Origin of the sequence: Enterobacter wuhouensis (assembly GCF_035835995.1) — a bacterium.
GTDB lineage: Bacteria > Pseudomonadota > Gammaproteobacteria > Enterobacterales > Enterobacteriaceae > Enterobacter > Enterobacter wuhouensis.
In genome coordinates this window covers 1,140,373-1,163,281 of the sequence record NZ_CP142124.1, presented here as the reverse complement: position 1 = coordinate 1,163,281, position 22,909 = coordinate 1,140,373, and the positions used below count along the sequence as shown (strand labels likewise).

Below are 22,909 nucleotides of genomic sequence, written 5' to 3'. Positions count from 1 at the left end.
CGACGTTATTCAATGGGTAGCGCGGTGGTGTATTTAATCTGTTCCATCGCAAAGCTCGAGGTGACGTCCGACAGGCCCGGTACGCTGTTGACGAGCCGCTTGTAAAAATCATCGTAGCGCTTCATGTCAGCGACCTGGACGCGCATCAGGTAGTCATACTCTCCGGCCATACGCCAGAAACCCAGAACCTCCGGCATGTCCGAAACCTGCGTCACGAACCGGCAATACCAGTCGCTGCTGTGATGCTGCGTTTTTATCAGAACAAAGGCGGTCAGTCCAAGCCCCAGTTTTTCGGGATCTAACAACGCGACGCGCCCCAGCAGAATGCCGTCATCTTCCAGTTTCTTGAGGCGTTTCCAGCACGGTGTGGTGGTCAGATTAACGGCATCTGCCAACGCCTGCAAAGAGAGGGTGCAGTCGCTTTGCAGCAATGAAAGCAGCTTGCGGTCAATTTTATCTAGCATACCCACCTCACAGAGAAAATTTTTCTCCCTTCATTCTATTTTAAAGGCAAGATAGCAACAATTTTTTCTGTGCTTTTCGCTATGCTGGGCACAAAATGACAAATGGATACATACGATGAATAGCACCTGGGTTAAACATGCCATCAGCGAAATCAATGCCGACTACCAGCGCTCGGCAGACACCCATTTAATCCGCCTGACGTTGCCCGGGTTTGCGGGCATTCAGCTGTACCTGAAGGATGAAAGCACTCATCCAACCGGCAGCCTGAAGCATCGTCTGGCGCGCTCGCTGTTCCTGTACGGTTTATGTAACGGCTGGATTAAAGAAGGCACCACCATCATTGAGTCCTCATCCGGTTCAACGGCGGTGTCAGAAGCCTACTTTGCCCGCCTGCTTGGCCTGCCGTTCATCGCCGTGATGCCCTCCTGCACCGCAAAACGCAAAATCGAACAGATCGAATTTTACGGCGGACGCTGCCACTTTGTTGAAAGCGCCTGCGAAATCTACGCCGCCTCTGAAATGCTGGCGCGCGAGCTGAACGGCCACTATATGGACCAGTTCACCTTCGCGGAACGCGCCACCGACTGGCGCGGCAATAACAACATTGCCGACAGTATTTTCCGCCAGATGACCCACGAGCCGCACCCGGTGCCCGCGTATGTTGTGATGAGTGCAGGTACGGGCGGCACGTCGGCCACTATCGGGCGCTATATCCGCTGTCAGGGCTATGATACCCAGCTGATGGTGGTTGACCCGCAGAACTCCGTGTTCCTCGACTACTGGCAAAGCCGTGATGCCGCTCTGCGCAGCCCCGTGGGTAGCAAAATCGAAGGCATCGGTCGTCCGCGCGTGGAGCCGTCGTTCATTCCTGACGTGGTCGATGAAATGCTGCGCGTGCCGGACGCAGCCAGCGTGGCCACCGCGCACTGGCTGGAGACGCAGCTCGGCCGCAAGGTGGGCGCCTCGACGGGCACCAACATGTGGGGCGCACTGCAGCTTGCCGCCCGCATGCGCGAAGAGGGCCGCACCGGTTCCATCGTCACGCTGCTGTGCGACAGCGGCGAGCGCTACCTCGACACCTATTACAATGCGGAGTGGGTGCAGGCGAATATCGGCGACATCGCGCCGTGGAAAGCGCAGATTGTCGAGCTGGTGAAATAAAAAAAGCCAGGCCGAAGCCTGGCTTGCTGGAAGGGTCTCACTATTCGGGGGAATACGGGAGGTTGTTTTTGTCCAGCCAATGCGTCAAAAAATGGGACACCGCTTCGTTACGGCAGTGGCCAATAACCGGCAGGTGAGGAAGCTCTGCAATCAGCTGCGGCATCGCATTCCCCATTATCAGACCGCGACCCACGCTGTCCAGCATCTCGCGGTCGTTCATGGCGTCGCCAAACGCCATACAGTCCTGCATCGTTAAGCCCAGGTGGTCGCTCAGGACCGCCAGGGCAGATCCTTTGTTACAGCCGACCGGCAGCACTTCCAGACAATCTACCGCCGAGAAGGTCAGGTGCGCCCGGTCGCCCAGCGCCTCATTGAGCTGAATGCGCAGGCGGCAGAGATCGTCATGATCGCCACAGAAGCAGATCTTAGTCACCGCGTGGGCGGGGATCCGCCGCAGATCGATAAGCTGATATTTAAAGCCGCTGTATACGTGCGCGTGCAGCAAATCGGGAATTTCACGACCGGTAAACCAGCCTTCGTCATTGAACACGTGAATGCTGGCCTGCGTGTCCCAGGTGCTGTGCAGCACGATATCCGCCACTTCCGGGTTAAGATCCTGACGATGCAGCACATCGCCTTCAACGGAGTGTATCCGCGTGCCGTTTCCTGTGATCAAAAACGCATCAAGTGAAAATGCCCCTAATAGATGGCGCATCTCCAGCACGTGGCGACCGGTGGCAAACGTCAGGGTCACATCGCGTTCATGCAGGCGCTTCAGCGTGCTCAGGGTATTCTCCCCTAAACGGTGATCCGGCATTAACAGCGTGCCGTCCATATCAAATGCAGCGAGCCTGGCCATGATTACTCCCGAAATGTGATGCGATTAACTTGTGCATCAGTATTGCGTGAGATATACGGAAGTAATAGTGAATAGATGATAATAATTGTTCCGGGTTTATCATGCGCCAGCTCAACCGTCTTAAACAGTATCAACGCCTGTGGCAACCTTCAGAAGGCGCGCAACAGCAGGCCACCGTTAGCGAACTTGCCAGCCGCTGCTTTTGCAGCGAACGGCACGTTCGCACCCTGCTGCGTCAGGCTCAGGAGGCGGGCTGGCTAAGCTGGCGCGCGCAGTCCGGGCGCGGTAAGCGCGGGGAGCTGACGTTCCACGTCACCCCTGAATCATTGCGTAATGCCATGATGGAAGAGGCGCTCAAAAGCGGACAACAGCATAACGCCCTGGAACTGGCGCAGCTGGCGCCTGATGAGCTGCGCTTGCTGCTCCATCCTTACATGGGCGGGCTTTGGCAAAACGATACGCCAACGCTGCGTATTCCCTACTACCGTTCGCTGGAGCCGCTTCATCCCGGCTTTTTGCCCGGTCGGGCAGAGCAGCATCTGGCGGGGCATGTCTTTTCCGGGCTGACGCGTTTCCACGGTAACAGCAACGAACCGACGGGCGATCTGGCGCATCACTGGGAAGTGTCGGACGAGGGGCTACGCTGGCATTTTTATATCCGCTCTACGCTTCACTGGCATAGCGGCGATAAAATCGAGACGGAGCAGCTGCAGCGGAGTCTGACAACGCTGCAGGCACTGCCTGCCTTACGTAAACTCTTTCAGAGCGTATTGCGCATTGAGGTCACGCATCCGCAGTGCCTGACCTTTACCCTGCATCAGCCTGATTACTGGCTGGCGCACCGGCTGGCGGCCTACTCCAGCGGCCTCGCCCATCCCGACCAGCCCATGACGGGCAGCGGCCCTTTCAAACTGAGCGTGTTCGATCCCGACCTGGTGCGCCTTGAAAGCCATGAGCAGTACCACCTTAGCCATCCACTTTTGAAGGCCATTGAGTTTTGGATCACGCCGACGCTCTTTGACTACGGGCTGGGAACAAGCTGTCGTCATCCGGTGCAAATTGCCATCGGCGAGCCGGACGAGCTGGAAAGCCTGCGCCTGGTGAGCAACAGCACCAGTCTCGGCTTCTGCTATCTCACCCTGAAGCAGAGCGCGCGGCTGAATGAAATGCAGGCGCGACGGTTGATTAATATCATTCACCTGTCGGCGCTTCTGCATACGCTGCCGCTAAACGAAGGGTTGATTACGCCAACGGAGGAGTTGCTTCCCGGCTGGTCTATACCCCAATGGCCAGACTTGACAGAGGTTGCCCTGCCTGAAAAATTAACGCTGATTTACCATCTCCCCGTTGAGCTGCACACCATGGCGGGCCAGCTAAAACAGTACCTTGCACAGCAGGGCTGCGATCTGACGGTTATCTTTCACGATGCCAAAACCTGGGACGGGTGCCTGCGCCTGGCGGAGGCAGACATCATGATGGGTGACAGGCTGATTGGCGAAGCGCCAGAGTACACGCTTGAGCAGTGGCTCCGCTGCGATACGCTCTGGCCGCACCTGCTCAGTGCGCCGCAATATGCCCATCTGCAGGCCACCCTGGATGCGGTACAGACGCAGGCCGATGAGCAGGCTCGACATGCCGGGCTGAAAGCTATTTTCAATCAGCTTATGGAAAACGCGGTGCTGACGCCGCTGTTTAACTATCAATATCAAATCAGCGCCCCGCCGGGCGTAAACGGCATTCGACTCAATACCCGCGGCTGGTTTGATTTTACCGAAGCCTGGCTTCCAGCCCCCAAATCGTGAAGAAGCTGGTCGACGCTGGAGTGAGGCGGTAACATGACGTTTTTACCGTAACTGTCGAGATGATTTATGAAACGTGCCGTCGTCGTGTTCAGCGGAGGACAAGATTCCACTACCTGCCTGGTTCAGGCCCTTCATCAGTATGATGAGGTTCACTGCGTGACGTTTGACTACGGTCAGCGCCACCGCGCTGAAATCGACGTCGCCCGCGAACTGGCCCTGAAACTGAGCGCGCGCGCGCACAAGGTGCTAGACGTGACGCTGCTAAATGAACTGGCCGTCAGCAGCCTCACGCGCGACAGCATTCCCGTACCGGACTACGAGCCCGACGCCAGCGGCATTCCCAATACCTTCGTGCCGGGACGCAATATTCTGTTCCTGACCCTGACGGCCATTTATGCCTATCAGGTGAAAGCCGAAGCGGTGATCACGGGCGTGTGTGAAACCGATTTTTCCGGCTATCCTGACTGTCGCGATGAGTTCGTAAAAGCGCTGAATCACGCGGTTAATCTGGGAATGGCGAAAGAGACGCGCTTTGAAACCCCGCTGATGTGGCTGGATAAAGCGGAAACCTGGGCGCTGGCAGACTACTGGGGCAAGCTGGATTTGGTGCGCAGCGAAACCCTGACCTGCTACAACGGCATTAAAGGCGACGGTTGCGGCCAGTGCGCGGCATGTAATCTGCGTGCGAACGGGCTGAACCACTATCTTGCCGATAAAGTCGGCGTGATGGCCGCGATGCAGAAAAAAACCGGGCTTAAATAGGGCTACTTGACCGTGCTGTCGAAAAGTTTTACACCGGCAGCACGGGTGACTTTCATCAGCGTTGTCAGCGTTGGGTTGCCGTTGTCTGATAAGGTCCGGTATAGCTGCTGACGGGACAGACCGGCTTTGGCAGCGATTACCCCTATGCCGCCGCGGGATTCGATAACACGTCTTAACGCGATTAAGTATGCAGGGATCCCCTGATCTTCATAAATCTCATCCAGGGCAACCTGCAGATATAGCTGAGCGTAAGAAGGGTTTTCACGAAGCATTTTTACGACGGCTTCATCATGGCTGACGGAACTAGAAAATTTTCGTTGGCTCTTGCTCATCCGGTTTATCCTTTTGATGGTCTTTCCAGTAATCTATTGCCAGCTTCACATCAGTCTTTTGACTCTTTTTGTCACCGCCGATCAGCAACAACAGGATCTTCCGATGTTGTACCGCAAAATAGATTCGATAGCCGGGACCACAATCCATTTTCAATTCCCAGATCCCCTCTCTGAGATATCGGTAATCGCCGAAATTCCCTTTCTCAGCACGGTCAATTCGTAGAAGGATCCGAAACGCTAACTCCGGATCCTTTCGCTTCATCTTCGCTACCCACTCCTCAAACGGTACTTTTCCGTCAGGGGTCCGATAACGTTCAACAACGTAGTCCCTGTCCATTATTCTATCCCTGAAAAATCCTTCTGTCTTTTATAAAAGACAAACTTTCTACGCGATCATCAGCTCCAGCTTTTCTCGCAGCTCCCCTTCCAGCGGCAGCGCTTTCTGAGTTTTAAGATCAATGCAGACAAAGGTAATCAGCGCATCGGCTACCACCTGCCCTTCAGGATCCAGCGTCACAACCTGGCTTAACACGCCGCTCTTGCCGTTTAGCTGCTGAACCTGGCTGGTGACGATCAGCACATCTCCCAGCACTGCCGGACGACGGTAGTTGATGTTGATGTTGACGACCACGAACGCAATATTGTGCGCGGTCAGCCACTGAAAGCTCTCGCTGTTTTCCAGCCCGTCCCAGCGCGCTTCTTCGAGAAACTCAAGATAGCGGGCGTTGTTCACGTGCTGATAAACGTCGAGGTGGAAACCGCGTACTTTGATTTTTGTCTGCATAGCGCAATAGCCTTAACTGTTATTGTAGGGTGAGAGGTCATAACTGGTATGACCTCTTTATCCTGGCAAAAAATTGCCGCAGTGCAAGAAAATGCGTAATTACAACGTCAGGTGTGAGAGGTTGCGCTCAACCAGCGCGCTGCCCATACCGGGAACCTGCTTGAGATCGTCGAGGGTTTTAAAGGGACCGTACTCCTCGCGGTAGCTGACGATAGCCTGAGCTTTTTTCAGCCCCACGCCGTTCATTGCGCGGGCGAGATCGTCTGCAGACGCCGAATTGATGCTGACGCGCGTACCGTCGTCATCGGTTTTTTTAGCGACGTCGGTAGCCTTCGTCTGCTCTGCAACCTGCGCAGTTGAGTGGGTTTGGCTCTGCGAGGCCTGCGTTTTAGCGGCAGGCGCTGCCGCGAGCGCGCCGACGCTCATCCCGGTAGCGGCAATGGTCAGCGTAATTAACAGTGCTTTGATTCCACGTTTCATGCTGTTATCTCCTTGTTTGTTGACAGCCACGTCACGATAGCCGCAAGGAAAAACAGGCACAAACAGCAGATTGCAGAAATGGAAAAGGCCGCGAAAGCGGCCTTTAGTTTTTGCAGAGCGTTACGAAAATCTGCGAGCAGATCCGTAATTATTGCTGCTGAGTCACCACGTCACCCAGCTTAATTTTGGCTTCTTTACGCAGGTTGCTCATCATCGCTTCGAAGGCAATCTGGGCATTGTTCTGGGTGATCCCCTGAACCATCGCTTTCTTCTGCTCTTCCGGCATGGTGCCCGCCTTCACGTCGTCCAGCGCCAGCAGAACCACATTACCCTGCACGTCGGTCGTGGTGCCGTAGGTCGGCTTGTCCTTCGCTGGAAGGCTCAGACCAAACGCGGCCTGGCTGATAGGGTCCTGACCGGTACGGCTCAGCGTTTTGGCTTCACCGAAGCTCAGGCCAGCCGCTTTCAGCGCGTCATTTTTACCGGCTTTCAGATCCACCAGGATCTTCTCGGCATCCATTTTCGCCTGCTGTTCAGCTTTGTTGTGCTTAACCTGCGCCACAACCCGATCTTTCACCTCCGCCAGCGGTTTGACCGCTTCCGGTTTGTGCTCGCTGACGCGCAGAACAAATGCACGGTCACCGTCCACGGTAATGATGTCAGAGTTGCTGCCCGGCGTGCCGTTCTCGCCGACCAGCCCGCCGTTGAAGATGGCGTCAGAAACCGGTTTGAAGTTCAGCTCTTCCGGCAGGTTGTCGTGACCAAACCAGCCGGTTTCAACCGCTTTAACGCCCGCCGCCTGCTCTGCGCCTGCCAGCGATTCGTTGTCGTTGCTCGCGGCATCGCTTACCTTCTGCTGCAGCGCATAGAAGGCGTCCAGGGCTTTCTCTTGCTTCACTTTCGCCGCGATATCATCACGAACGTCAGCCAGCGGCTTGGTTTTTGCTGCCTGAACATCGTCCAGACGCGCCACCAGGTAGCCTACGGAGGATTTGATCACCCCAGACAGCTGGCCTTTTTCCTTGAGGCCTGCGTTTTTCAGCTCTTCCGGGGTCGTCGCGTCTTCCAGCCAGCCCATATCACCACCATTTTTCGCAGAGATGATGTCGGTAGACTTGGTTTTCGCTACGGTCGCAAAATCTGCGCCCTTGTTCAGCTCGTCCAGCGCCGCTTTGGCATCGGCTTCAGTTTTGGTCTGAATCACGCTGTAGCGGTTACGCTGCGGCTGAGTGAACTGATCCTGATGCTGATCGTAGTATGACTGGATGTCCGCGTCAGAGGCCGTTTCCTGCAGCGCAGCAGCGTCGAGCTTGATATAGCTCACGCGGAACTGCTCAGGCGCAACGAAGGTGTTTTTGTTCTGCTCGTAGTACGCGTTAACCTCAGCGTCGCTGACCTGCTGTTTTGCCGCCAGCGCATTGACGTCGATGGTCGCTTCACGCACGACACGCTGCTGAGATACCAGCGCGGCCAGTTCGTCAGTTTCACCCTTGAGCATGAAGTCGGTGCCCACAACGGCGTTGATGAGCTGCTGAGTGGTCAGCTGGTTACGCAGCGCCTGCGCGTACTGATCGGCGGTCATGCCCATCTGGTTCACGATGCTGTTGTAACGGGCGTTGTCGAATTTACCGTTAGACTGGAAGGCCTGGGTAGAAAAAATGGCTTTTTTAACCTGTTCGTCGCTGATGCCCAAACCTAAGTTTTTAGCATACTGGTCCAGCAGAGCCTCATCGATAAGGCGGTTGAGCGTTTGCTGACGCAGGGTCTTCATATACCCTTCATTCCCCGCCAGCTCAGAGAACTGGTCGCCCAGCTGCTGCTGCATACGATTACGTTCACCCGCGAAAGCATTCTCGAACTGCCCACGGCTGATTTCCTGGCCATTCACTTTTGCGGCATAGTTGGCGCCAGCGCCGATAAGGTAACTGCTCACGCCGGTCAAAATGAACGACACGATAATGATACCGAAAATGATCTTGAGCACGAGACTGTTAGCAGCCGTGCGTAAGCTGTCCATCATGGTGTAACAACACTCCGCTGTAGGTGACTGGTTACCTGACGCTGACGGAAAATCCTGACCGTCGCGCGTAAAGGCGTATTGTGACAAGAAAACAGGGCAATTGTCAGCCCACAACTCGCATAAACTCGCACAAATCAGGTCTGGACAAACAAAAAAGGCACATCAAATGATGCGCCCTTGTACTTTTCGGCTTCCCTGAAGCGGGAAAGCAATCAGTTTACTGCGTCTTTCAGCGCTTTACCTGCACGGAAACCAGGCACTTTAGCAGCAGCAATGGTGATCTCTTTACCGGTCTGAGGGTTGCGGCCAGTACGGGCAGCACGCTCTTTAACAGCAAAAGTACCGAAGCCTACCAGTGCAACGTCGTCCCCAGCCTGCAGAGATTCAGTAACAGAAGCAATTAATGCATCTAACGCACGTCCAGCTGCAGCTTTAGAAATATCAGCACCCGCAGCAATTTTGTCAATCAGTTGAGATTTATTCACTGTTCTCTTCCTCTCTTTATAATTTATATCGCGCCTGAATCCTTCACAACGCGACCGCGCAGCAGTTATATCAGGCCTGCCATGACCTTACAACACCCGTTGTTGATGGCTAGCCCAATCAGCAATCTAAATTAGCTATACAAAAAAAGGCTGGCAAGTCCGAAATGACTTACCAACCTTGTTTTTATTGACGCTCTTTGCGCGAGGTCACTATTTTGCGGTTACAACCTGCATTCCGGAGGGTTCATTTTGCAGTGCGAGACTAAGAACTTCCTCAATGCGCTTAACCGGATGGATCTGCAGATCGGCAATCACGTTGTCCGGAATCTCTTCCAGATCGCGTTTATTCTCGTAAGGAATCAATACGGTTTTGATCCCACCACGATGTGCCGCCAGCAGTTTTTCTTTTAATCCACCGATTGGCAGAACCTGACCACGCAGCGTAATTTCACCGGTCATTGCGACATCGGCACGCACCGGGTTCCCTGTCAGGCAGGAAACCAGAGCGGTACACATCGCAATACCTGCGCTCGGGCCATCTTTCGGCGTCGCCCCTTCCGGAACGTGCACGTGGATGTCGCGTTTTTCGTAGAAATCTGCGTTGATGCCCAGTTTTTCTGCACGCGCGCGCACCACGGTCAGCGCCGCCTGAATGGACTCCTGCATCACTTCGCCCAGCGAGCCGGTGTAGGTCAGCTTGCCTTTGCCCGGCACGCAGGCGGTTTCGATGGTCAGCAGATCGCCGCCCACTTCCGTCCATGCCAGACCGGTGACCTGGCCTACGCGGTTTTCGTTGTCGGCACGACCGTAGTCGAAGCGCTGAACGCCGAGGTAAGCATGCAGGTTATCGCCGTTAATCACGATGTGTTTCAGGCTCTTATCCAGCAGCAGCTGTTTAACCGCCTTACGGCACAGTTTAGAGATTTCACGCTCAAGGCTACGCACGCCCGCTTCACGGGTGTAGTAGCGGATGATGCCAACGATCGCGCTGTCCTCAACGGTCAGCTCGTTCGCTTTCAGCGCGTTACGCTCAATCTGCTTCGGCAGCAGGTGCTGCTTAGCGATGTTCAGCTTCTCGTCTTCGGTATAGCCCGAGAGACGGATCACTTCCATACGGTCCAGCAGCGGCGCCGGAATGTTCATGGAGTTGGAGGTAGCCACGAACATCACGTCGCTCAGATCGTAGTCCACTTCCAGGTAGTGATCGCTGAACGCCACGTTCTGTTCTGGATCAAGCACTTCCAGCAGTGCAGACGCAGGGTCTCCACGCATGTCCGACGACATCTTGTCGATCTCATCGAGCAGGAACAGCGGGTTTTTAACGCCCACTTTCGCCATTTTCTGGATCAGTTTACCCGGCATAGAACCGATGTAGGTACGGCGGTGACCGCGGATTTCCGCTTCATCGCGTACGCCACCCAGCGCCATACGGATATATTTACGTCCGGTCGCTTTAGCGATGGACTGACCCAGAGAGGTTTTACCCACCCCTGGCGGCCCCACCAGACACAGGATTGGGCCTTTAATTTTGTTCACACGGCTTTGTACCGCGAGGTACTCAAGAATGCGGTCTTTCACGCGCTCCAGGCCGTAGTGGTCGGTATCCAGGATTTCCTGCGCCTGACGCAGGTCTTTTTTGACCTTGCTGCGGGCGTTCCACGGAACCTGCACCATCCACTCAATGTAGCCGCGCACGACGGTCGCTTCAGCCGACATCGGAGACATCATTTTCAGCTTCTGCAGTTCTGCTTCGGCTTTCTCTTTTGCCTCTTTCGGCATCTTCGCCGCGTCGATCTTACGCTTCAGCGCTTCGTTTTCGTCCGGCGCGTCGTCCATCTCGCCTAGCTCTTTCTGAATGGCCTTCATTTGCTCATTCAGATAGTACTCGCGCTGCGATTTCTCCATCTGCTTTTTCACGCGGTTGCGAATGCGTTTCTCAACCTGCAGCAGATCGATTTCTGACTCCATCATCGCCATCAGGTATTCCAGACGTTCATTCACGTCGGACATTTCCAGCACGGACTGTTTGTCAGCCAGCTTCAGCGGCATGTGTGCGGCGATGGTGTCCGCCAGACGCGCAGGATCGTCGATGCTGTTCAGCGACGTCAGCACTTCCGGTGGGATTTTCTTGTTCAGCTTGATATAGCCTTCAAACTGGCTAATCGCGGTGCGCACCAGCACTTCCTGCTCGCGCTCATCAAGCTCAGGCGAATCAAGGTACTCTGCCTTCGCAGAGAAGTGCTCGCCATCGTCTGACAAAGTGGTAATACGCGCACGCTGCAGGCCTTCTACCAGCACCTTCACGGTGCCGTCAGGCAGCTTCAGCATCTGCAAAATAGAGGCCACGGTCCCGACGGTGAAAAGATCGTTTACACCCGGCTCATCCGTTGATGCTTCTTTCTGCGCCACCAACATGATTTTTTTATCATGATCCATGGCGGCTTCGAGGCAACGGATAGATTTTTCCCGCCCTACAAATAAGGGTATGACCATGTGCGGATAAACCACCACATCGCGCAACGGCAATACGGGGATTTCAATGCGTTCAGAACGCTCAGGATTCATAGAGCTCTCTCTTAGTTTAGTGTCCGCCAGGTAAACTGGTCATGTAACTGTGCTTCACACAACCATTAACATGTAACCAGTATATGGGGATGTTTCCCACACATTCAACGCCATGAATACGGAAAAAGTAAAGGGGAGATAAAATCCCCCCTTTTTGATTAACTGCTTGTATGATTTGGTGAATTATTCGCCAGATGCCTGCTGGGCTTCTGGTTTACCGTAAATCAACAGCGGCTTAGTCTGACCGCCAATAACGGATTCGTCGATAACCACTTTCTCAACATCTTCCATCGACGGCAGATCGTACATGGTATCAAGCAGTGCCGCTTCAACGATTGAACGCAGACCACGCGCGCCGGTTTTGCGGATCATCGCTTTCTTCGCGATGGCATCCAGCGCTTCGTCGCGGAATTCCAGCTCAACGCCTTCCAGATTGAACAGCGCCTGATACTGCTTGGTCAGCGCATTTTTCGGCTCTTTCAGAATCTGGATGAGCGCATCTTCGCTCAGTTCGTTCAGCGTCGCCACAACCGGCAGACGACCGATGAACTCAGGAATCAGACCAAACTTGATCAGATCTTCCGGTTCAACCTGCGACAGCAGCTGGCCTTCGTTCGGCTTTTCAGACGTGGATTTCACCGTTGCGCCGAAACCAATGCCGGAGCCGGTTTCAACACGGTGAGAAATCACCTTATCCAGGCCTGCAAACGCACCGCCACAGATGAACAGGATCTTGGAGGTATCAACCTGCAGGAACTCCTGCTGCGGATGCTTACGGCCACCCTGTGGCGGCACCGCCGCAACGGTACCTTCAATCAGCTTCAGCAGCGCCTGCTGCACGCCTTCACCCGACACGTCACGGGTAATGGACGGGTTGTCAGACTTACGGGAGATTTTGTCGATTTCATCGATGTAAACAATCCCGCGCTGCGCCTTCTGCACGTCGTAATCGCACTTCTGCAGCAGTTTTTGAATGATGTTTTCAACGTCTTCACCCACATAACCGGCTTCGGTCAGGGTGGTGGCATCCGCCATGGTGAACGGAACATCCAGCAGGCGCGCCAGGGTTTCAGCCAGCAGCGTTTTACCGGAGCCGGTTGGCCCGATCAGCAGAATGTTACTTTTGCCCAGTTCGACGCCGTTACTGGTATCGCCGTTACGCAGACGTTTGTAGTGGTTATATACCGCCACCGCCAGCACCTTCTTCGCCTGCTCCTGACCGATGACATAGTCGTCAAGGTGATGACGAATTTCATGCGGTGTCGGCAACGCGCTACGCTCACGGTGCGGGGCAACTTCTTTAATCTCTTCGCGAATGATGTCGTTACATAAATCGACACACTCGTCGCAGATATACACGGACGGCCCGGCAATCAGTTTACGCACTTCATGCTGGCTTTTGCCGCAAAAAGAGCAGTACAGCAGTTTGCCCGAACCATCTTTGCGTTTATCTGTCATGAGTCCAAACCTCTTTTTAAGTTCTTTGTGCCGCACATGACGACGCAAATGCCATTCTCAGACGCAAGCTGCTCTCGGCAGAATGCCGCCCTACCTTAGTATAGCGGCACACTCGCGTCGCGGGCATCAATTACGATGGGTCAAAACGGAGTCGACCAGGCCGTACTCAACTGCCTCTGGAGCTGAGAGGAAGCGATCGCGTTCAGTATCGCGCTCGATCTGCTCGAGAGGTTGACCCGTATGCTGCGCCATAAGTTCATTCATGCGCGCTTTTACTTTCAGAATTTCTCGGGCGTGGATTTCGATATCCGTCGCCTGGCCCTGGTAACCACCCAGCGGCTGGTGAATCATCACGCGGGAATTTGGCAGGCAGAAACGCTTGCCTTTCGCCCCTGCGGTTAACAGGAATGCCCCCATGGATGCGGCCTGTCCCATACAGATGGTGCTCACATCCGGCTTGATGAATTGCATGGTGTCGTAAATGGACATACCTGCCGTGATCACGCCGCCCGGCGAGTTAATGTACAGGTAAATGTCTTTTTCCGGGTTTTCCGCTTCCAGAAACAGCATCTGCGCCACGATCAGGTTAGCCATGTGGTCTTCCACCTGGCCGGTCAGAAAGATAACGCGTTCCTTGAGCAGACGGGAATAGATATCAAAAGAACGCTCACCGCGTGAGGTCTGTTCAATAACCATTGGCACCAGAGCCATATGGGGTGCAAAGTTATCTCGTTCGCCACTGTATGACATTTCCGTCTCCTGGATCAAAATTGAAAACACCTGCTGCACTGATTGTAACCTTATGGACGGATTATCAGCCAGTCTCATTCATCGGGATTACATACTTATGGGGTTCACATTGCCCTATTTCAAGCATAACAATCTTTTGTTGTTACGCTAACACTGAAAGGGCGTTTTAGCACTCTTCCTGGGCTATTGGTGTGATAAAAAAAACCCGTCGCCGGAGGGCAACGGGTTTTCTGTTCAAACTTTAAACCGTTGGGGCGAAATTACGCCTGCTGGTTCATCAGTTCGTTGAAAGAGGTCGCTTTTTCGGACACTTTAGCTTTCGCCAGTACCGCTTCAACAGCCTGCTCTTCCAGTGCGACGTTGCGCATGTTGTCCATCAGCTCTTTGTTCTTACCGTAGAACTCAACAACTTCTGATGGATCTTCGTACGCAGAAGCCATCTCTTCGATCAGGCCTTTAACGCGCTCTTCGTCAGCTTTCAGCTCGTGGGTACGAATGACTTCGCCCAGCAGCAGGCCAACAACAACGCGGCGTTTAGCCTGCTCTTCGAACAGCTCGCGCGGCAGCTCCATCGCCTGCTGCTGGTTGCCACCGAAACGCTGTGCAGCCTGACGGCGCAGAACTTCGATTTCGCTGTCAATCAGTGCAGCCGGGACGTCGATCTCGTTCGCTTTCACCAGGCCGTCGATCGCCTGAGATTTAACACGATTGCGCACAGCACCGTTCAGCTCGCGTTCCATGTTCTTACGCACTTCGGTACGCAGGCCCGCAACAGAACCATCTTCCACGCCGAAACGCTTGATGAATTCTTCAGTCAGTTCTGGCAGTTCGCGCTCTTCCACTTTCTTCAGGTTGATAACGAACTTCGCTGCTTTCCCTTTCAGGTTTTCAGCGTGGTATTCTTCAGGGAAGGTCACGTCGATGGTGAACTCTTCACCCGCTTTGTGGCCTTTGATACCGTCTTCGAAGCCTGGGATCATACGACCCTGGCCCATTGCCAGTACGAAGTCAGACGCTTTGCCGCCTTCGAACTCTTCGCCGTCTACAGAACCGGTGAAGTCGATGGTGACACGGTCTTCAGCGTCAACTGCGCCTTCTTTCTCTTTCCAGTTCGCCTGCTGCTTGCGCAGGGTGTCCAGCATGCCGTCAACGTCTTCGTCAGTCACGGAAACGATCGGTTTTTCAACTTCGATAGATTCCAGACCTTTCAGCTCGACTTCCGGGTACACTTCAAACTCTACGGAGTAGGTGAAGTCTTCGCCCAGTTTGTATTCGCCTGGAACGTAGTTTGGCGCACCGGCCGGATTGATTTTTTCTTTGATGATCGCATCGATAAAGTTGCGGCTCATCAGTTCACCCAGCACATCCTGACGCACGGAAGCGCCATAACGCTGAGCAACAACATTCATTGGTACTTTGCCCTTGCGGAAGCCGTCAATACGTACTTTTTTTGCTACGTTGACCAGCTCGCTTTTCACAGCAGTTTCGATGCTGTCAGCAGCGATAGTAATCGTTACACGGCGGCCAAGGCCTTGAGTGGTTTCAACTGAAACTTGCATCTTGTTACCTCAAAAAAATCACAGTGCTCGGTCAACTCTGAATCTGTCTGTGTTTACCGGGATGCTCTCTTAGTGCAGATTCACATTCCCTGTCGCCAGAATCATCCCGAAGACATTCAATAAGACGCGGCATTATAGCGGCATCACTTAGGTGAGTCGAGAACGGTTGGGGCATGTTGCTGCGGCTTTTTTCACACTTTAAGGCTATTTTTAGCCTTAAAATCGCACCATCCGCTCAAAACTCAGACAAAACAAAACGGCCCGTAGGCCGTTTTGACGAAATCTCTATGCAACATACTGGAAAAACTCCGGCAGTTGCAAATCCGATTTTTCAGGCTAAGGTGCCTGCACCGCGACAGGGCGGTGAGGCGACTACCGTATCCTGCAAGCCTTCCCACTCCTTAATGGTGTAGGTATGCAATGCCAGCGCATGTACGGTCGTGGAGAGTTCTTCCGACAGGGTGCTGTAGATCATGCGATGTCGGTTCAGGAAGCGTTCTCCCTGAAAACGATCGCTGACCAGAACCACTTTAAAGTGGCTTTCAGAACCCGCCGGCACGTTATGACGATAGCTTTCGTCGACAACTTCGAGGAACACAGGGTCGAACGCTGCCCTTAATTTATCTTCTATCTGCTCACGTATCATCATGAAATTACTCCTCCGACAACGCCAGGATGTCACCCATCCCTTTAAATGTTAGCCGCTTTTACCGTTTCCATTACATCAACACAACAAATATTTAGCTTTCGTCCGATTTTCTCATTCAAACGAATGAAGTTCACTGTGAGGCTCATACGTTTTGTCATTCACAGGTAGAGAAAAGCGGTGAGATGGTCAGATTTCAGACAAGGCGATGAATTTACATGCGTTGACCACTTCCCCTGGCCGTTGGCGATGTTATGATGACGGCAATTTTTCTCTTTATATGCTTACGATTCGTTGAGAACCTGAAAATGTTAAAAAAACTCTTCTTTCCGTTGGTAGCGATTTTTATGCTGGCAGGCTGTGCCACCCCGCCAACCACCATTGATGTTTCACCAAAAATCACCCTGCCTCAGCAGGACCCGAGCCTGATGGGCGTGACCGTTAGCATCAACGGTGCCGATCAGCGCCAGGATCAGGCGCTGGCAAAAGTCACCCGCGACAACCAGCAGGTTACCCTGACCGCGTCCCGCGACCTGCGCTTCCTGCTGCAGGAAGTGCTCGAGAAGCAAATGACCTCCCGCGGCTATATGGTTGGCCCAAGCGGTGCGGTTGATCTGCAGATCATCGTCAACAACCTGTACGCAGACGTTTCCCAGGGTAACGTGCGCTACAACATCTCTACCAAAGCGGATATTGCCATCATCGCCACCGCGAAGAATGGCAACAAGATGAACAAAAACTACCGTGCGAGCTACTCCGTTGAAGGCGCATTCCAGGCCTCTAACAAAAATATCGCCGACGCGGTTAACAGCGTGCTGACCGACACCATTGCAGATATGGCGCAGGACACCAGCATCCACGACTTCATCAAGCAGAACGCGCGCTAATCCCGCTGACTGACCCGGTGCTTAGCCGGGTCAGTTTTATAAAACATGTCCAGTCATTACTTACGCATTTTCCAGCAACCGAAATCAGCCATCCTGCTGATCCTCGGCTTCGCCTCCGGTTTACCCCTCGCGCTCACCTCCGGTACGCTGCAGGCGTGGATGACCGTCGAGAATATCGATCTCAAAACCATCGGCTTCTTCTCGCTCGTCGGCCAGGCTTACGTCTTTAAGTTCCTGTGGTCGCCGGTGATGGACCGCTACACGCCGCCGTTCCTCGGCCGGCGTCGCGGCTGGCTAGTGATAACTCAGCTTCTGCTGCTCGTGGCGATTGCCGCGATGGGCTTCCTCGAGCCGTCAACGCAGCTGCGCTGGATGGCGGCGCTTGCGGTGGTGATTGCCTTCTGTTCCGCTTCGCAGGACATTGTTTTTGATGCCTGGAAGACGGACGTGCTGCCCGCTGACGAACGCGGCGCGGGTGCTGCAATCAGCGTTCTCGGCTACCGTTTGGGCATGCTGGTTTCCGGCGGCCTGGCGCTGTGGCTGGCCGACCGCTATCTCGGCTGGCAGGGCATGTACTGGCTGATGGCCGCATTCTTGATCCCCTGCATTATTGCCACCCTGCTTGCGCCTGAACCGAGCGATGTGATCCCGGTGCCGCGCTCGCTGGAACAGGCCGTTGCCGAACCGCTGCGCGACTTCTTTGGCCGCAACAACGCGTGGCTCATTCTGCTTTTGATCGTCCTCTATAAGCTGGGCGACGCGTTTGCCATGAGCCTGACCACCACCTTCCTGATTCGCGGCGTTGGGTTTGACGCCGGTGAAGTGGGCGTGGTGAACAAAACGCTGGGGCTGTTTGCCACCATCATCGGGGCGCTCTACGGCGGGGTGTTGATGCAGCGCCTGACGCTGTTCCGCGCCCTGCTGATCTTCGGCATTTTACAAGGGGCATCGAACGCGGGTTACTGGCTGCTGTCGATTACCGACAAGCATATGATCAGCATGGCGACCGCGGTGTTCTTCGAAAACCTCTGCGGCGGGATGGGAACCGCAGCCTTCGTGGCCCTGCTGATGACCCTGTGCAACAAATCGTTTTCCGCCACGCAGTTTGCCCTGCTCTCGGCGCTCTCCGCCGTTGGCCGCGTTTACGTCGGCCCCATTGCCGGCTGGTTTGTTGAGGCCCACGGCTGGCCGACGTTTTATCTCTTCTCGGTGGTCGCCGCCGTGCCGGGAATTTTATTACTGCTGGTGTGTCGCCAGACGCTGGAATATACCCAGCGAACAGAGCACTTTATGCCGCGCACCGAATATTCTCGCGCCTACCGCTTTGCATTGCGGCTGTTGATGGTGGGCTGTTTTGCGCTGGTACTTTGGCTGGCGGTGCTGATTATCAATGCGACGACCGGGCTGTCGCTACCGTTCGAAGCCCTTCTTTTAGACGCGGGCGCGCTGCTGGCGATTGCCGGGATTCTGATCGGTGGACTGCTCGACTTCCTTGCGCTGCGTAAAACCCAGCTGACCTGAAGGTATAAACGAAAGGTTATTTCCCGTTGTAATCACGAGGCGTAATTATAACGGTGAAATAACCGGCAGCGGCAAAAAAAATATTTGTTGTTTTGTGCGGGATAGAATTTGGAAATTATTGGAGCTAATTCCAAAACGCTATTTTTCATTAAACGATTCAGCTTTTGAAAGATTGAATTTTCGTTTTTTAAATGTCTTTTTATTGATAATTAATTGTTAATTTTTTGTATATTTTTGATAATGGTTATACCAATTGCCCCTTTTAGGGTATGCTTGGAGGTTCGTTCGTTATAAAGCCCATGTCATGCGGCTTCCGTCTTAAAAAACGACATAATTTGCAACACTTGTGACATGTGCGGCAGAACCCGGTAACACCTTCCTGACACAGCCCTAATGATGTTTACAGTAATGTAACCTTCCCGTAAAATGCCCCCACACTTTAAACGCCACCAGACTCCGTGGAATTGAGGTCGTTAAATGAGACTCGGGAAATACAATAAAAGTTTGGGATGGTTGTCATTATTCGCGGGCACTGTATTACTCAGTGGCTGCGATTCTGCACTACTAGACCCCAAAGGACAGATTGGACTGGAACAACGTTCGTTGATTCTGACGGCATTTGGCCTGATGATGATTGTGGTTATTCCAGCCATTTTGATGGCTGTTGGTTTCGCCTGGAAGTATCGTGCGAGCAATAAAGATGCGAAGTATAGCCCTAACTGGTCACACTCCAATAAAGTGGAAGCTGTGGTCTGGACGGTGCCTATCCTGATCATCCTGTTCCTTGCCGTATTGACCTGGAAAACCACTCACGCGCTTGAGCCTAGCAAACCGCTGGTTCACGATGAGAAACCTATTACCATTGAAGTGGTCTCCATGGACTGGAAATGGTTCTTCATCTATCCGGAACAGGGCATTGCTACCGTGAATGAGATCGCCTTCCCGGCGAACACTCCGGTTCAGTTCAAAGTGACCTCCAACTCCGTAATGAACTCCTTCTTCATCCCGCGTCTGGGCAGCCAGATCTACGCGATGGCCGGTATGCAGACTAATCTGCACCTGATCGCCAATGAAGCAGGCACCTACGACGGTATCTCCGCCAGCTATAGTGGCCCGGGCTTCTCGGGTATGAAGTTCAAAGCTATCGCTACGCCAGACCGTGCCGCATTCGACCAGTGGGTTGAAAAAGCGAAGCAGTCTACTAACACCATGTCTGACATGGCGGCGTTCGAAAAAGTGGCTACGCCTAGCGAATACAACAAGGTGGAGTACTTCTCTAATGTGAAACCTGATTTGTTCAAAGACGTTATTGGCAAATTTATGGATCACGGCAAGAGCATGGACATGACCCAGCCTGAAGGTGAGCACAGCGCACACGAAGGTATGGAAGGTATGGACATGAGCCACGCGGAAACCGCTCACTAAGGGGCCGAGGAAGAAAATGTTCGGAAAATTGACACTGGATGCAGTGCCGTATCACGAACCGATTATCGTGATTACGGTGGCTGCAATTATCATCGGTGGCGCAGCCTTACTGGGCTTGATCACTTACTTCGGTAAGTGGAGCTACCTGTGGAATGAGTGGCTGACTTCGGTTGACCACAAAAAACTCGGTATCATGTACTGCATCGTCGGTATCGTCATGTTAATTCGTGGCTTTGCGGATGCGATCATGATGCGTAGCCAGCAGGCGCTCGCCTCGGCGGGTGAAGCCGGCTTCCTGCCGCCGCACCACTACGATCAGATCTTTACCGCCCACGGCGTAATCATGATCTTCTTCGTGGCGATGCCGCTGGTTATCGGTCTGATGAACGTTGTCGTACCGCTGCAAATCGGCGCGCGCGACGTGGCGTTCCCGTTCCTGAACAACCTGAGCTTCTGGTTCACGGTTGTCGGCGTTATCCTGGTTAACCTGTCGCTGGGCGTGGGCGAATTTGCTCAGACCGGCTGGCTGGCCTACCCGCCGCTTTCGGGAATTGAGTACAGTCCTGGCGTAGGCGTCGATTACTGGATTTGGGCGCTTCAGCTCTCCGGTGTCGGTACTACCCTGACCGGTATCAACTTCTTCGTGACCATTATCAAGATGCGTGCCCCTGGCATGACCATGTTCAAGATGCCGGTATTTACCTGGGCATCTCTGTGCGCCAACATCCTGATTATTGCTTCATTCCCAATTCTGACCGTCACCGTCGCGCTGCTGACCCTGGACCGCTACCTGGGCACCCATTTCTTCACGAATGATATGGGTGGCAACATGATGATGTACATCAACCTGATTTGGGCCTGGGGTCACCCGGAAGTGTACATCCTGGTTCTGCCTGTGTTCGGCGTGTTCTCCGAAATCGCGGCAACCTTCTCGCGTAAGCGTCTGTTTGGTTACACCTCGCTGGTGTGGGCAACCGTCTGTATTACCGTTCTGTCGTTCATCGTTTGGCTGCACCACTTCTTCACCATGGGTGCGGGCGCGAACGTAAACGCCTTCTTCGGTATTACCACCATGATTATCGCGATCCCTACCGGGGTTAAGATCTTCAACTGGCTGTTCACCATGTACCAGGGCCGTATCGTGTTCCACTCAGCGATGCTGTGGACCATCGGCTTCATCGTGACCTTCTCCGTAGGTGGGATGACCGGCGTACTGCTGGCAGTACCGGGTGCTGACTTCGTTCTTCACAACAGCCTGTTCCTGATTGCGCACTTCCATAACGTTATCATCGGTGGCGTGGTCTTCGGCTGCTTCGCTGGCGTAACCTACTGGTGGCCAAAAGCGTTCGGCTTCACGCTGAACGAAAAATGGGGTAAACGCGCGTTCTGGTTCTGGATCATCGGCTTCTTCGTGGCGTTTATGCCGCTGTACGTGCTGGGCTTCATGGGTATGACCCGTCGCCTGAGCCAGCAGATCGATCCGCAGTTCCACCCAATGCTGATGGTTGCAGCCGGCGGTGCAGTGCTGATTGCCTGTGGTATCGCGTCTCAGCTGATTCAGTTCTACGTGTCTATTCGCGACCGCGACCAGAACCGTGACCTGACCGGTGACCCATGGGGTGGCCGTACGCTGGAGTGGGCGACCTCTTCTCCGCCTCCGTTCTATAACTTCGCCGTTGTGCCGCAGATCCATGAACGCGACGCATTCTGGGAAATGAAAGAAAAAGGTGAAGCGTACAAGCAACCTGCTCATTACGAAGAGATCCACATGCCGAAAAACAGCGGCGCGGGCATCGTGATTGCCGCATTCGCAACGGTATTTGGTTTCGCAATGATCTGGCACATCTGGTGGATGGCGATTGTTGGCTTCGCCGGCATCGTAATCAGCTGGATTGTGAAGAGCTTTGACGAGGACGTGGACTACTACGTACCAGTCCGTGAAGTTGAAAAGCTGGAAAATCAGCATTTCGACGAGATTTCTAAAGCGGGGCTGAAAAATGGCAACTGATACTCTGGCGCACTCAACTGCCCACGCGCATGAGCATGCGCACCACGATACCGGGCCGATGAAAGTCTTCGGTTTCTGGATCTACCTGATGAGCGACTGCATTCTGTTCTGCTGTCTGTTCGCAACCTATGCCGTTCTGGTGAACGGCACAGCGGGCGGCCCGGCCGGCAAGGACATTTTTGAGCTGCCGTTCGTTCTGGTTGAAACCGCACTGCTGCTGTTCAGCTCCATCACCTACGGCATGGCGGCTATCGCCATGTACAAAAACAACAAGAGCCAGGTTGTTTCCTGGCTGGCGTTGACCTGGCTGTTTGGTGCTGGATTTATCGGGATGGAAATCTATGAATTCCATCACCTGATCATGGAAGGTTTCGGTCCGGATCGCAGTGGCTTCCTGTCCGCGTTCTTCGCGCTGGTCGGAACCCACGGTCTGCACGTGACCTCTGGTCTGATCTGGATGGCGGTACTGATGTTCCAGGTACACCGTCGCGGCCTGACCAATACTAACCGTACCCGTATCATGTGCCTGAGCCTGTTCTGGCACTTCCTGGACGTGGTATGGATCTGTGTGTTCTCTGTTGTCTATCTGATGGGGGCGATGTAATGAGTCATTCTAACGATCATGGCGCTTCCCACGGCAGCGTAAAAACCTACATGACAGGTTTCATCCTGTCGATCATCCTGACGGTCATTCCGTTCTGGATGGTGATGAACGGTTCTGCATCTAAGCCGGTTATCCTGGGCGCAATCCTGGTGACCGCGGTGATTCAGATTCTGGTGCATCTGGTTTGCTTCCTGCACATGAACACCAAGTCCGATGAAGGCTGGAATATGACGGCCTTTATCTTTACCGTGATTATCATCGCTATCCTGGTAGTCGGTTCCATCTGGATTATGTGGAACCTTAACTACAACATGATGGTTCACTAAGAGCGGCGAG

At 53.9% G+C, this 22,909-nt stretch carries 22 protein-coding genes; 9 read left to right on the top strand and 13 right to left on the bottom strand.

Annotated features, from left to right (window positions below):
* Positions 1–5 precede the first annotated feature (5 nt).
* Positions 6–464, bottom strand: coding sequence for an Lrp/AsnC family transcriptional regulator (locus tag VPX56_RS05555; RefSeq protein ID WP_131633259.1), 459 nt, complete (start codon positions 462–464; stop codon positions 6–8).
* A 115-nt stretch (positions 465–579) separates the two neighbouring features.
* Here VPX56_RS05555 and VPX56_RS05550 point away from each other — a divergent pair, with 115 nt between their 5' ends.
* Entirely contained in the window at positions 580–1,626 is a 1,047-nt protein-coding gene (locus VPX56_RS05550) for a PLP-dependent cysteine synthase family protein (protein ID WP_131633260.1), read from the top strand.
* 40 nt (positions 1,627–1,666) lie between these two features.
* On the opposite strand, the gene cof is transcribed toward VPX56_RS05550, so the two are convergent.
* Positions 1,667–2,485, bottom strand: a complete 819-nt coding sequence (cof, locus tag VPX56_RS05545) for an HMP-PP phosphatase (RefSeq protein WP_326470380.1) — start codon at positions 2,483–2,485, stop codon at positions 1,667–1,669.
* A 101-nt stretch (positions 2,486–2,586) separates the two neighbouring features.
* Between cof and VPX56_RS05540 the strand changes: the two genes are divergently transcribed.
* Together VPX56_RS05540 and queC are read left to right on the top strand one after the other, a co-directional pair.
* Positions 2,587–4,287: an SgrR family transcriptional regulator gene (locus VPX56_RS05540; RefSeq protein WP_131633262.1), complete on the top strand. Its 1,701-nt coding sequence runs from the start codon at positions 2,587–2,589 to the stop codon at positions 4,285–4,287.
* 66 nt (positions 4,288–4,353) lie between these two features.
* Positions 4,354–5,049, top strand: coding sequence for a 7-cyano-7-deazaguanine synthase QueC (queC, locus tag VPX56_RS05535; RefSeq protein ID WP_326470377.1), 696 nt, complete (start codon positions 4,354–4,356; stop codon positions 5,047–5,049).
* A 2-nt stretch (positions 5,050–5,051) separates the two neighbouring features.
* Here queC and VPX56_RS05530 read toward each other — a convergent pair whose 3' ends face one another.
* The 11 genes from VPX56_RS05530 to bolA all read right to left on the bottom strand — a co-directional run bounded on the left by VPX56_RS05530 (position 5,052) and on the right by bolA (position 16,131).
* Positions 5,052–5,381: a helix-turn-helix domain-containing transcriptional regulator gene (locus VPX56_RS05530; protein ID WP_263610792.1), complete on the bottom strand. Its 330-nt coding sequence runs from the start codon at positions 5,379–5,381 to the stop codon at positions 5,052–5,054.
* Positions 5,353–5,718, bottom strand: a complete 366-nt coding sequence (locus tag VPX56_RS05525) for a type II toxin-antitoxin system RelE/ParE family toxin (RefSeq protein ID WP_326470375.1) — start codon at positions 5,716–5,718, stop codon at positions 5,353–5,355. Before VPX56_RS05525 ends, VPX56_RS05530 begins: the two co-directional genes overlap by 29 nt.
* A gap of 48 nt (positions 5,719–5,766) precedes the next feature.
* A complete protein-coding gene (locus VPX56_RS05520) occupies positions 5,767–6,165 on the bottom strand; it encodes a YbgC/FadM family acyl-CoA thioesterase (protein WP_326470373.1) in 399 nt (132 codons plus the stop codon).
* A 99-nt stretch (positions 6,166–6,264) separates the two neighbouring features.
* Entirely contained in the window at positions 6,265–6,645 is a 381-nt protein-coding gene (locus VPX56_RS05515; protein ID WP_326470371.1) for a helix-hairpin-helix domain-containing protein, read from the bottom strand.
* A 148-nt stretch (positions 6,646–6,793) separates the two neighbouring features.
* Positions 6,794–8,665 (bottom strand): peptidylprolyl isomerase, encoded by a 1,872-nt coding sequence (ppiD, locus tag VPX56_RS05510; RefSeq protein ID WP_131633265.1) that lies wholly within the window; start codon positions 8,663–8,665, stop codon positions 6,794–6,796.
* A 212-nt stretch (positions 8,666–8,877) separates the two neighbouring features.
* Positions 8,878–9,150, bottom strand: a complete 273-nt coding sequence (gene hupB, locus VPX56_RS05505) for a nucleoid-associated protein HU-beta (protein WP_002444653.1) — start codon at positions 9,148–9,150, stop codon at positions 8,878–8,880.
* A 210-nt stretch (positions 9,151–9,360) separates the two neighbouring features.
* On the bottom strand, positions 9,361–11,715 hold the full coding sequence (lon, locus tag VPX56_RS05500) for an endopeptidase La (RefSeq protein ID WP_089599338.1): 2,355 nt from the start codon (positions 11,713–11,715) through the stop codon (positions 9,361–9,363).
* 183 nt (positions 11,716–11,898) lie between these two features.
* On the bottom strand, positions 11,899–13,173 hold the full coding sequence (gene clpX, locus VPX56_RS05495) for an ATP-dependent protease ATP-binding subunit ClpX (RefSeq protein ID WP_131633266.1): 1,275 nt from the start codon (positions 13,171–13,173) through the stop codon (positions 11,899–11,901).
* Positions 13,174–13,299: 126 nt separating this feature from the next.
* Entirely contained in the window at positions 13,300–13,923 is a 624-nt protein-coding gene (gene clpP / locus VPX56_RS05490; protein ID WP_010428105.1) for an ATP-dependent Clp endopeptidase proteolytic subunit ClpP, read from the bottom strand.
* 260 nt (positions 13,924–14,183) lie between these two features.
* Entirely contained in the window at positions 14,184–15,482 is a 1,299-nt protein-coding gene (tig, locus tag VPX56_RS05485; RefSeq protein WP_326470366.1) for a trigger factor, read from the bottom strand.
* 331 nt (positions 15,483–15,813) lie between these two features.
* Positions 15,814–16,131 carry a transcriptional regulator BolA gene (gene bolA / locus VPX56_RS05480; RefSeq protein WP_119935294.1) on the bottom strand — a complete coding sequence of 106 codons (318 nt, stop codon included), beginning with the start codon at positions 16,129–16,131 and terminating at the stop codon, positions 15,814–15,816.
* Between the two features lie 305 nt (positions 16,132–16,436).
* On the opposite strand from bolA, the gene VPX56_RS05475 reads away from it, so the two are divergent.
* The 6 genes from VPX56_RS05475 (at position 16,437) to VPX56_RS05450 (ending at position 22,899) form a co-directional block, all read left to right on the top strand.
* Positions 16,437–17,015, top strand: a complete 579-nt coding sequence (locus VPX56_RS05475) for a lipoprotein (protein ID WP_263610789.1) — start codon at positions 16,437–16,439, stop codon at positions 17,013–17,015.
* 45 nt (positions 17,016–17,060) lie between these two features.
* The gene (gene ampG, locus VPX56_RS05470) at positions 17,061–18,536 is read left to right on the top strand and encodes a muropeptide MFS transporter AmpG (RefSeq protein WP_326470364.1); all 1,476 of its coding nucleotides are present in this window, start codon (positions 17,061–17,063) and stop codon (positions 18,534–18,536) included.
* A gap of 477 nt (positions 18,537–19,013) precedes the next feature.
* On the top strand, positions 19,014–19,961 hold the full coding sequence (cyoA, locus tag VPX56_RS05465) for a cytochrome o ubiquinol oxidase subunit II (RefSeq protein ID WP_089600911.1): 948 nt from the start codon (positions 19,014–19,016) through the stop codon (positions 19,959–19,961).
* 16 nt (positions 19,962–19,977) lie between these two features.
* The gene (gene cyoB / locus VPX56_RS05460) at positions 19,978–21,969 is read left to right on the top strand and encodes a cytochrome o ubiquinol oxidase subunit I (RefSeq protein ID WP_119935297.1); all 1,992 of its coding nucleotides are present in this window, start codon (positions 19,978–19,980) and stop codon (positions 21,967–21,969) included.
* A complete protein-coding gene (locus tag VPX56_RS05455) occupies positions 21,959–22,573 on the top strand; it encodes a cytochrome o ubiquinol oxidase subunit III (RefSeq protein ID WP_119935298.1) in 615 nt (204 codons plus the stop codon). The genes cyoB and VPX56_RS05455 overlap by 11 nt, the downstream gene beginning before the upstream one ends.
* Complete coding sequence (locus VPX56_RS05450) at positions 22,573–22,899, top strand: cytochrome o ubiquinol oxidase subunit IV (protein WP_006809888.1); 327 nt, start codon at positions 22,573–22,575, stop codon at positions 22,897–22,899. The genes VPX56_RS05455 and VPX56_RS05450 overlap by 1 nt, the downstream gene beginning before the upstream one ends.
* Positions 22,900–22,909 lie beyond the last annotated feature (10 nt).

Bases quoted from the DNA above. Each gene is read 5' to 3' on its own strand.
- VPX56_RS05555 (WP_131633259.1), bottom strand. From the start codon at position 464: ATGCTAGATAAAATTGACCGCAAGCTGCTTTCATTGCTGCAAAGCGAC.
- VPX56_RS05550 (WP_131633260.1), top strand. From the start codon at position 580: ATGAATAGCACCTGGGTTAAACATGCCATCAGCGAAATCAATGCCGAC.
- cof (WP_326470380.1), bottom strand. From the start codon at position 2,485: ATGGCCAGGCTCGCTGCATTTGATATGGACGGCACGCTGTTAATGCCG.
- VPX56_RS05540 (WP_131633262.1), top strand. From the start codon at position 2,587: ATGCGCCAGCTCAACCGTCTTAAACAGTATCAACGCCTGTGGCAACCT.
- queC (WP_326470377.1), top strand. From the start codon at position 4,354: ATGAAACGTGCCGTCGTCGTGTTCAGCGGAGGACAAGATTCCACTACC.
- VPX56_RS05530 (WP_263610792.1), bottom strand. From the start codon at position 5,381: ATGAGCAAGAGCCAACGAAAATTTTCTAGTTCCGTCAGCCATGATGAA.
- VPX56_RS05525 (WP_326470375.1), bottom strand. From the start codon at position 5,718: ATGGACAGGGACTACGTTGTTGAACGTTATCGGACCCCTGACGGAAAA.
- VPX56_RS05520 (WP_326470373.1), bottom strand. From the start codon at position 6,165: ATGCAGACAAAAATCAAAGTACGCGGTTTCCACCTCGACGTTTATCAG.
- VPX56_RS05515 (WP_326470371.1), bottom strand. From the start codon at position 6,645: ATGAAACGTGGAATCAAAGCACTGTTAATTACGCTGACCATTGCCGCT.
- ppiD (WP_131633265.1), bottom strand. From the start codon at position 8,665: ATGATGGACAGCTTACGCACGGCTGCTAACAGTCTCGTGCTCAAGATC.
- lon (WP_089599338.1), bottom strand. From the start codon at position 11,715: ATGAATCCTGAGCGTTCTGAACGCATTGAAATCCCCGTATTGCCGTTG.
- clpX (WP_131633266.1), bottom strand. From the start codon at position 13,173: ATGACAGATAAACGCAAAGATGGTTCGGGCAAACTGCTGTACTGCTCT.
- clpP (WP_010428105.1), bottom strand. From the start codon at position 13,923: ATGTCATACAGTGGCGAACGAGATAACTTTGCACCCCATATGGCTCTG.
- tig (WP_326470366.1), bottom strand. From the start codon at position 15,482: ATGCAAGTTTCAGTTGAAACCACTCAAGGCCTTGGCCGCCGTGTAACG.
- bolA (WP_119935294.1), bottom strand. From the start codon at position 16,131: ATGATGATACGTGAGCAGATAGAAGATAAATTAAGGGCAGCGTTCGAC.
- VPX56_RS05475 (WP_263610789.1), top strand. From the start codon at position 16,437: ATGTTAAAAAAACTCTTCTTTCCGTTGGTAGCGATTTTTATGCTGGCA.
- ampG (WP_326470364.1), top strand. From the start codon at position 17,061: ATGTCCAGTCATTACTTACGCATTTTCCAGCAACCGAAATCAGCCATC.
- cyoA (WP_089600911.1), top strand. From the start codon at position 19,014: ATGAGACTCGGGAAATACAATAAAAGTTTGGGATGGTTGTCATTATTC.
- cyoB (WP_119935297.1), top strand. From the start codon at position 19,978: ATGTTCGGAAAATTGACACTGGATGCAGTGCCGTATCACGAACCGATT.
- VPX56_RS05455 (WP_119935298.1), top strand. From the start codon at position 21,959: ATGGCAACTGATACTCTGGCGCACTCAACTGCCCACGCGCATGAGCAT.
- VPX56_RS05450 (WP_006809888.1), top strand. From the start codon at position 22,573: ATGAGTCATTCTAACGATCATGGCGCTTCCCACGGCAGCGTAAAAACC.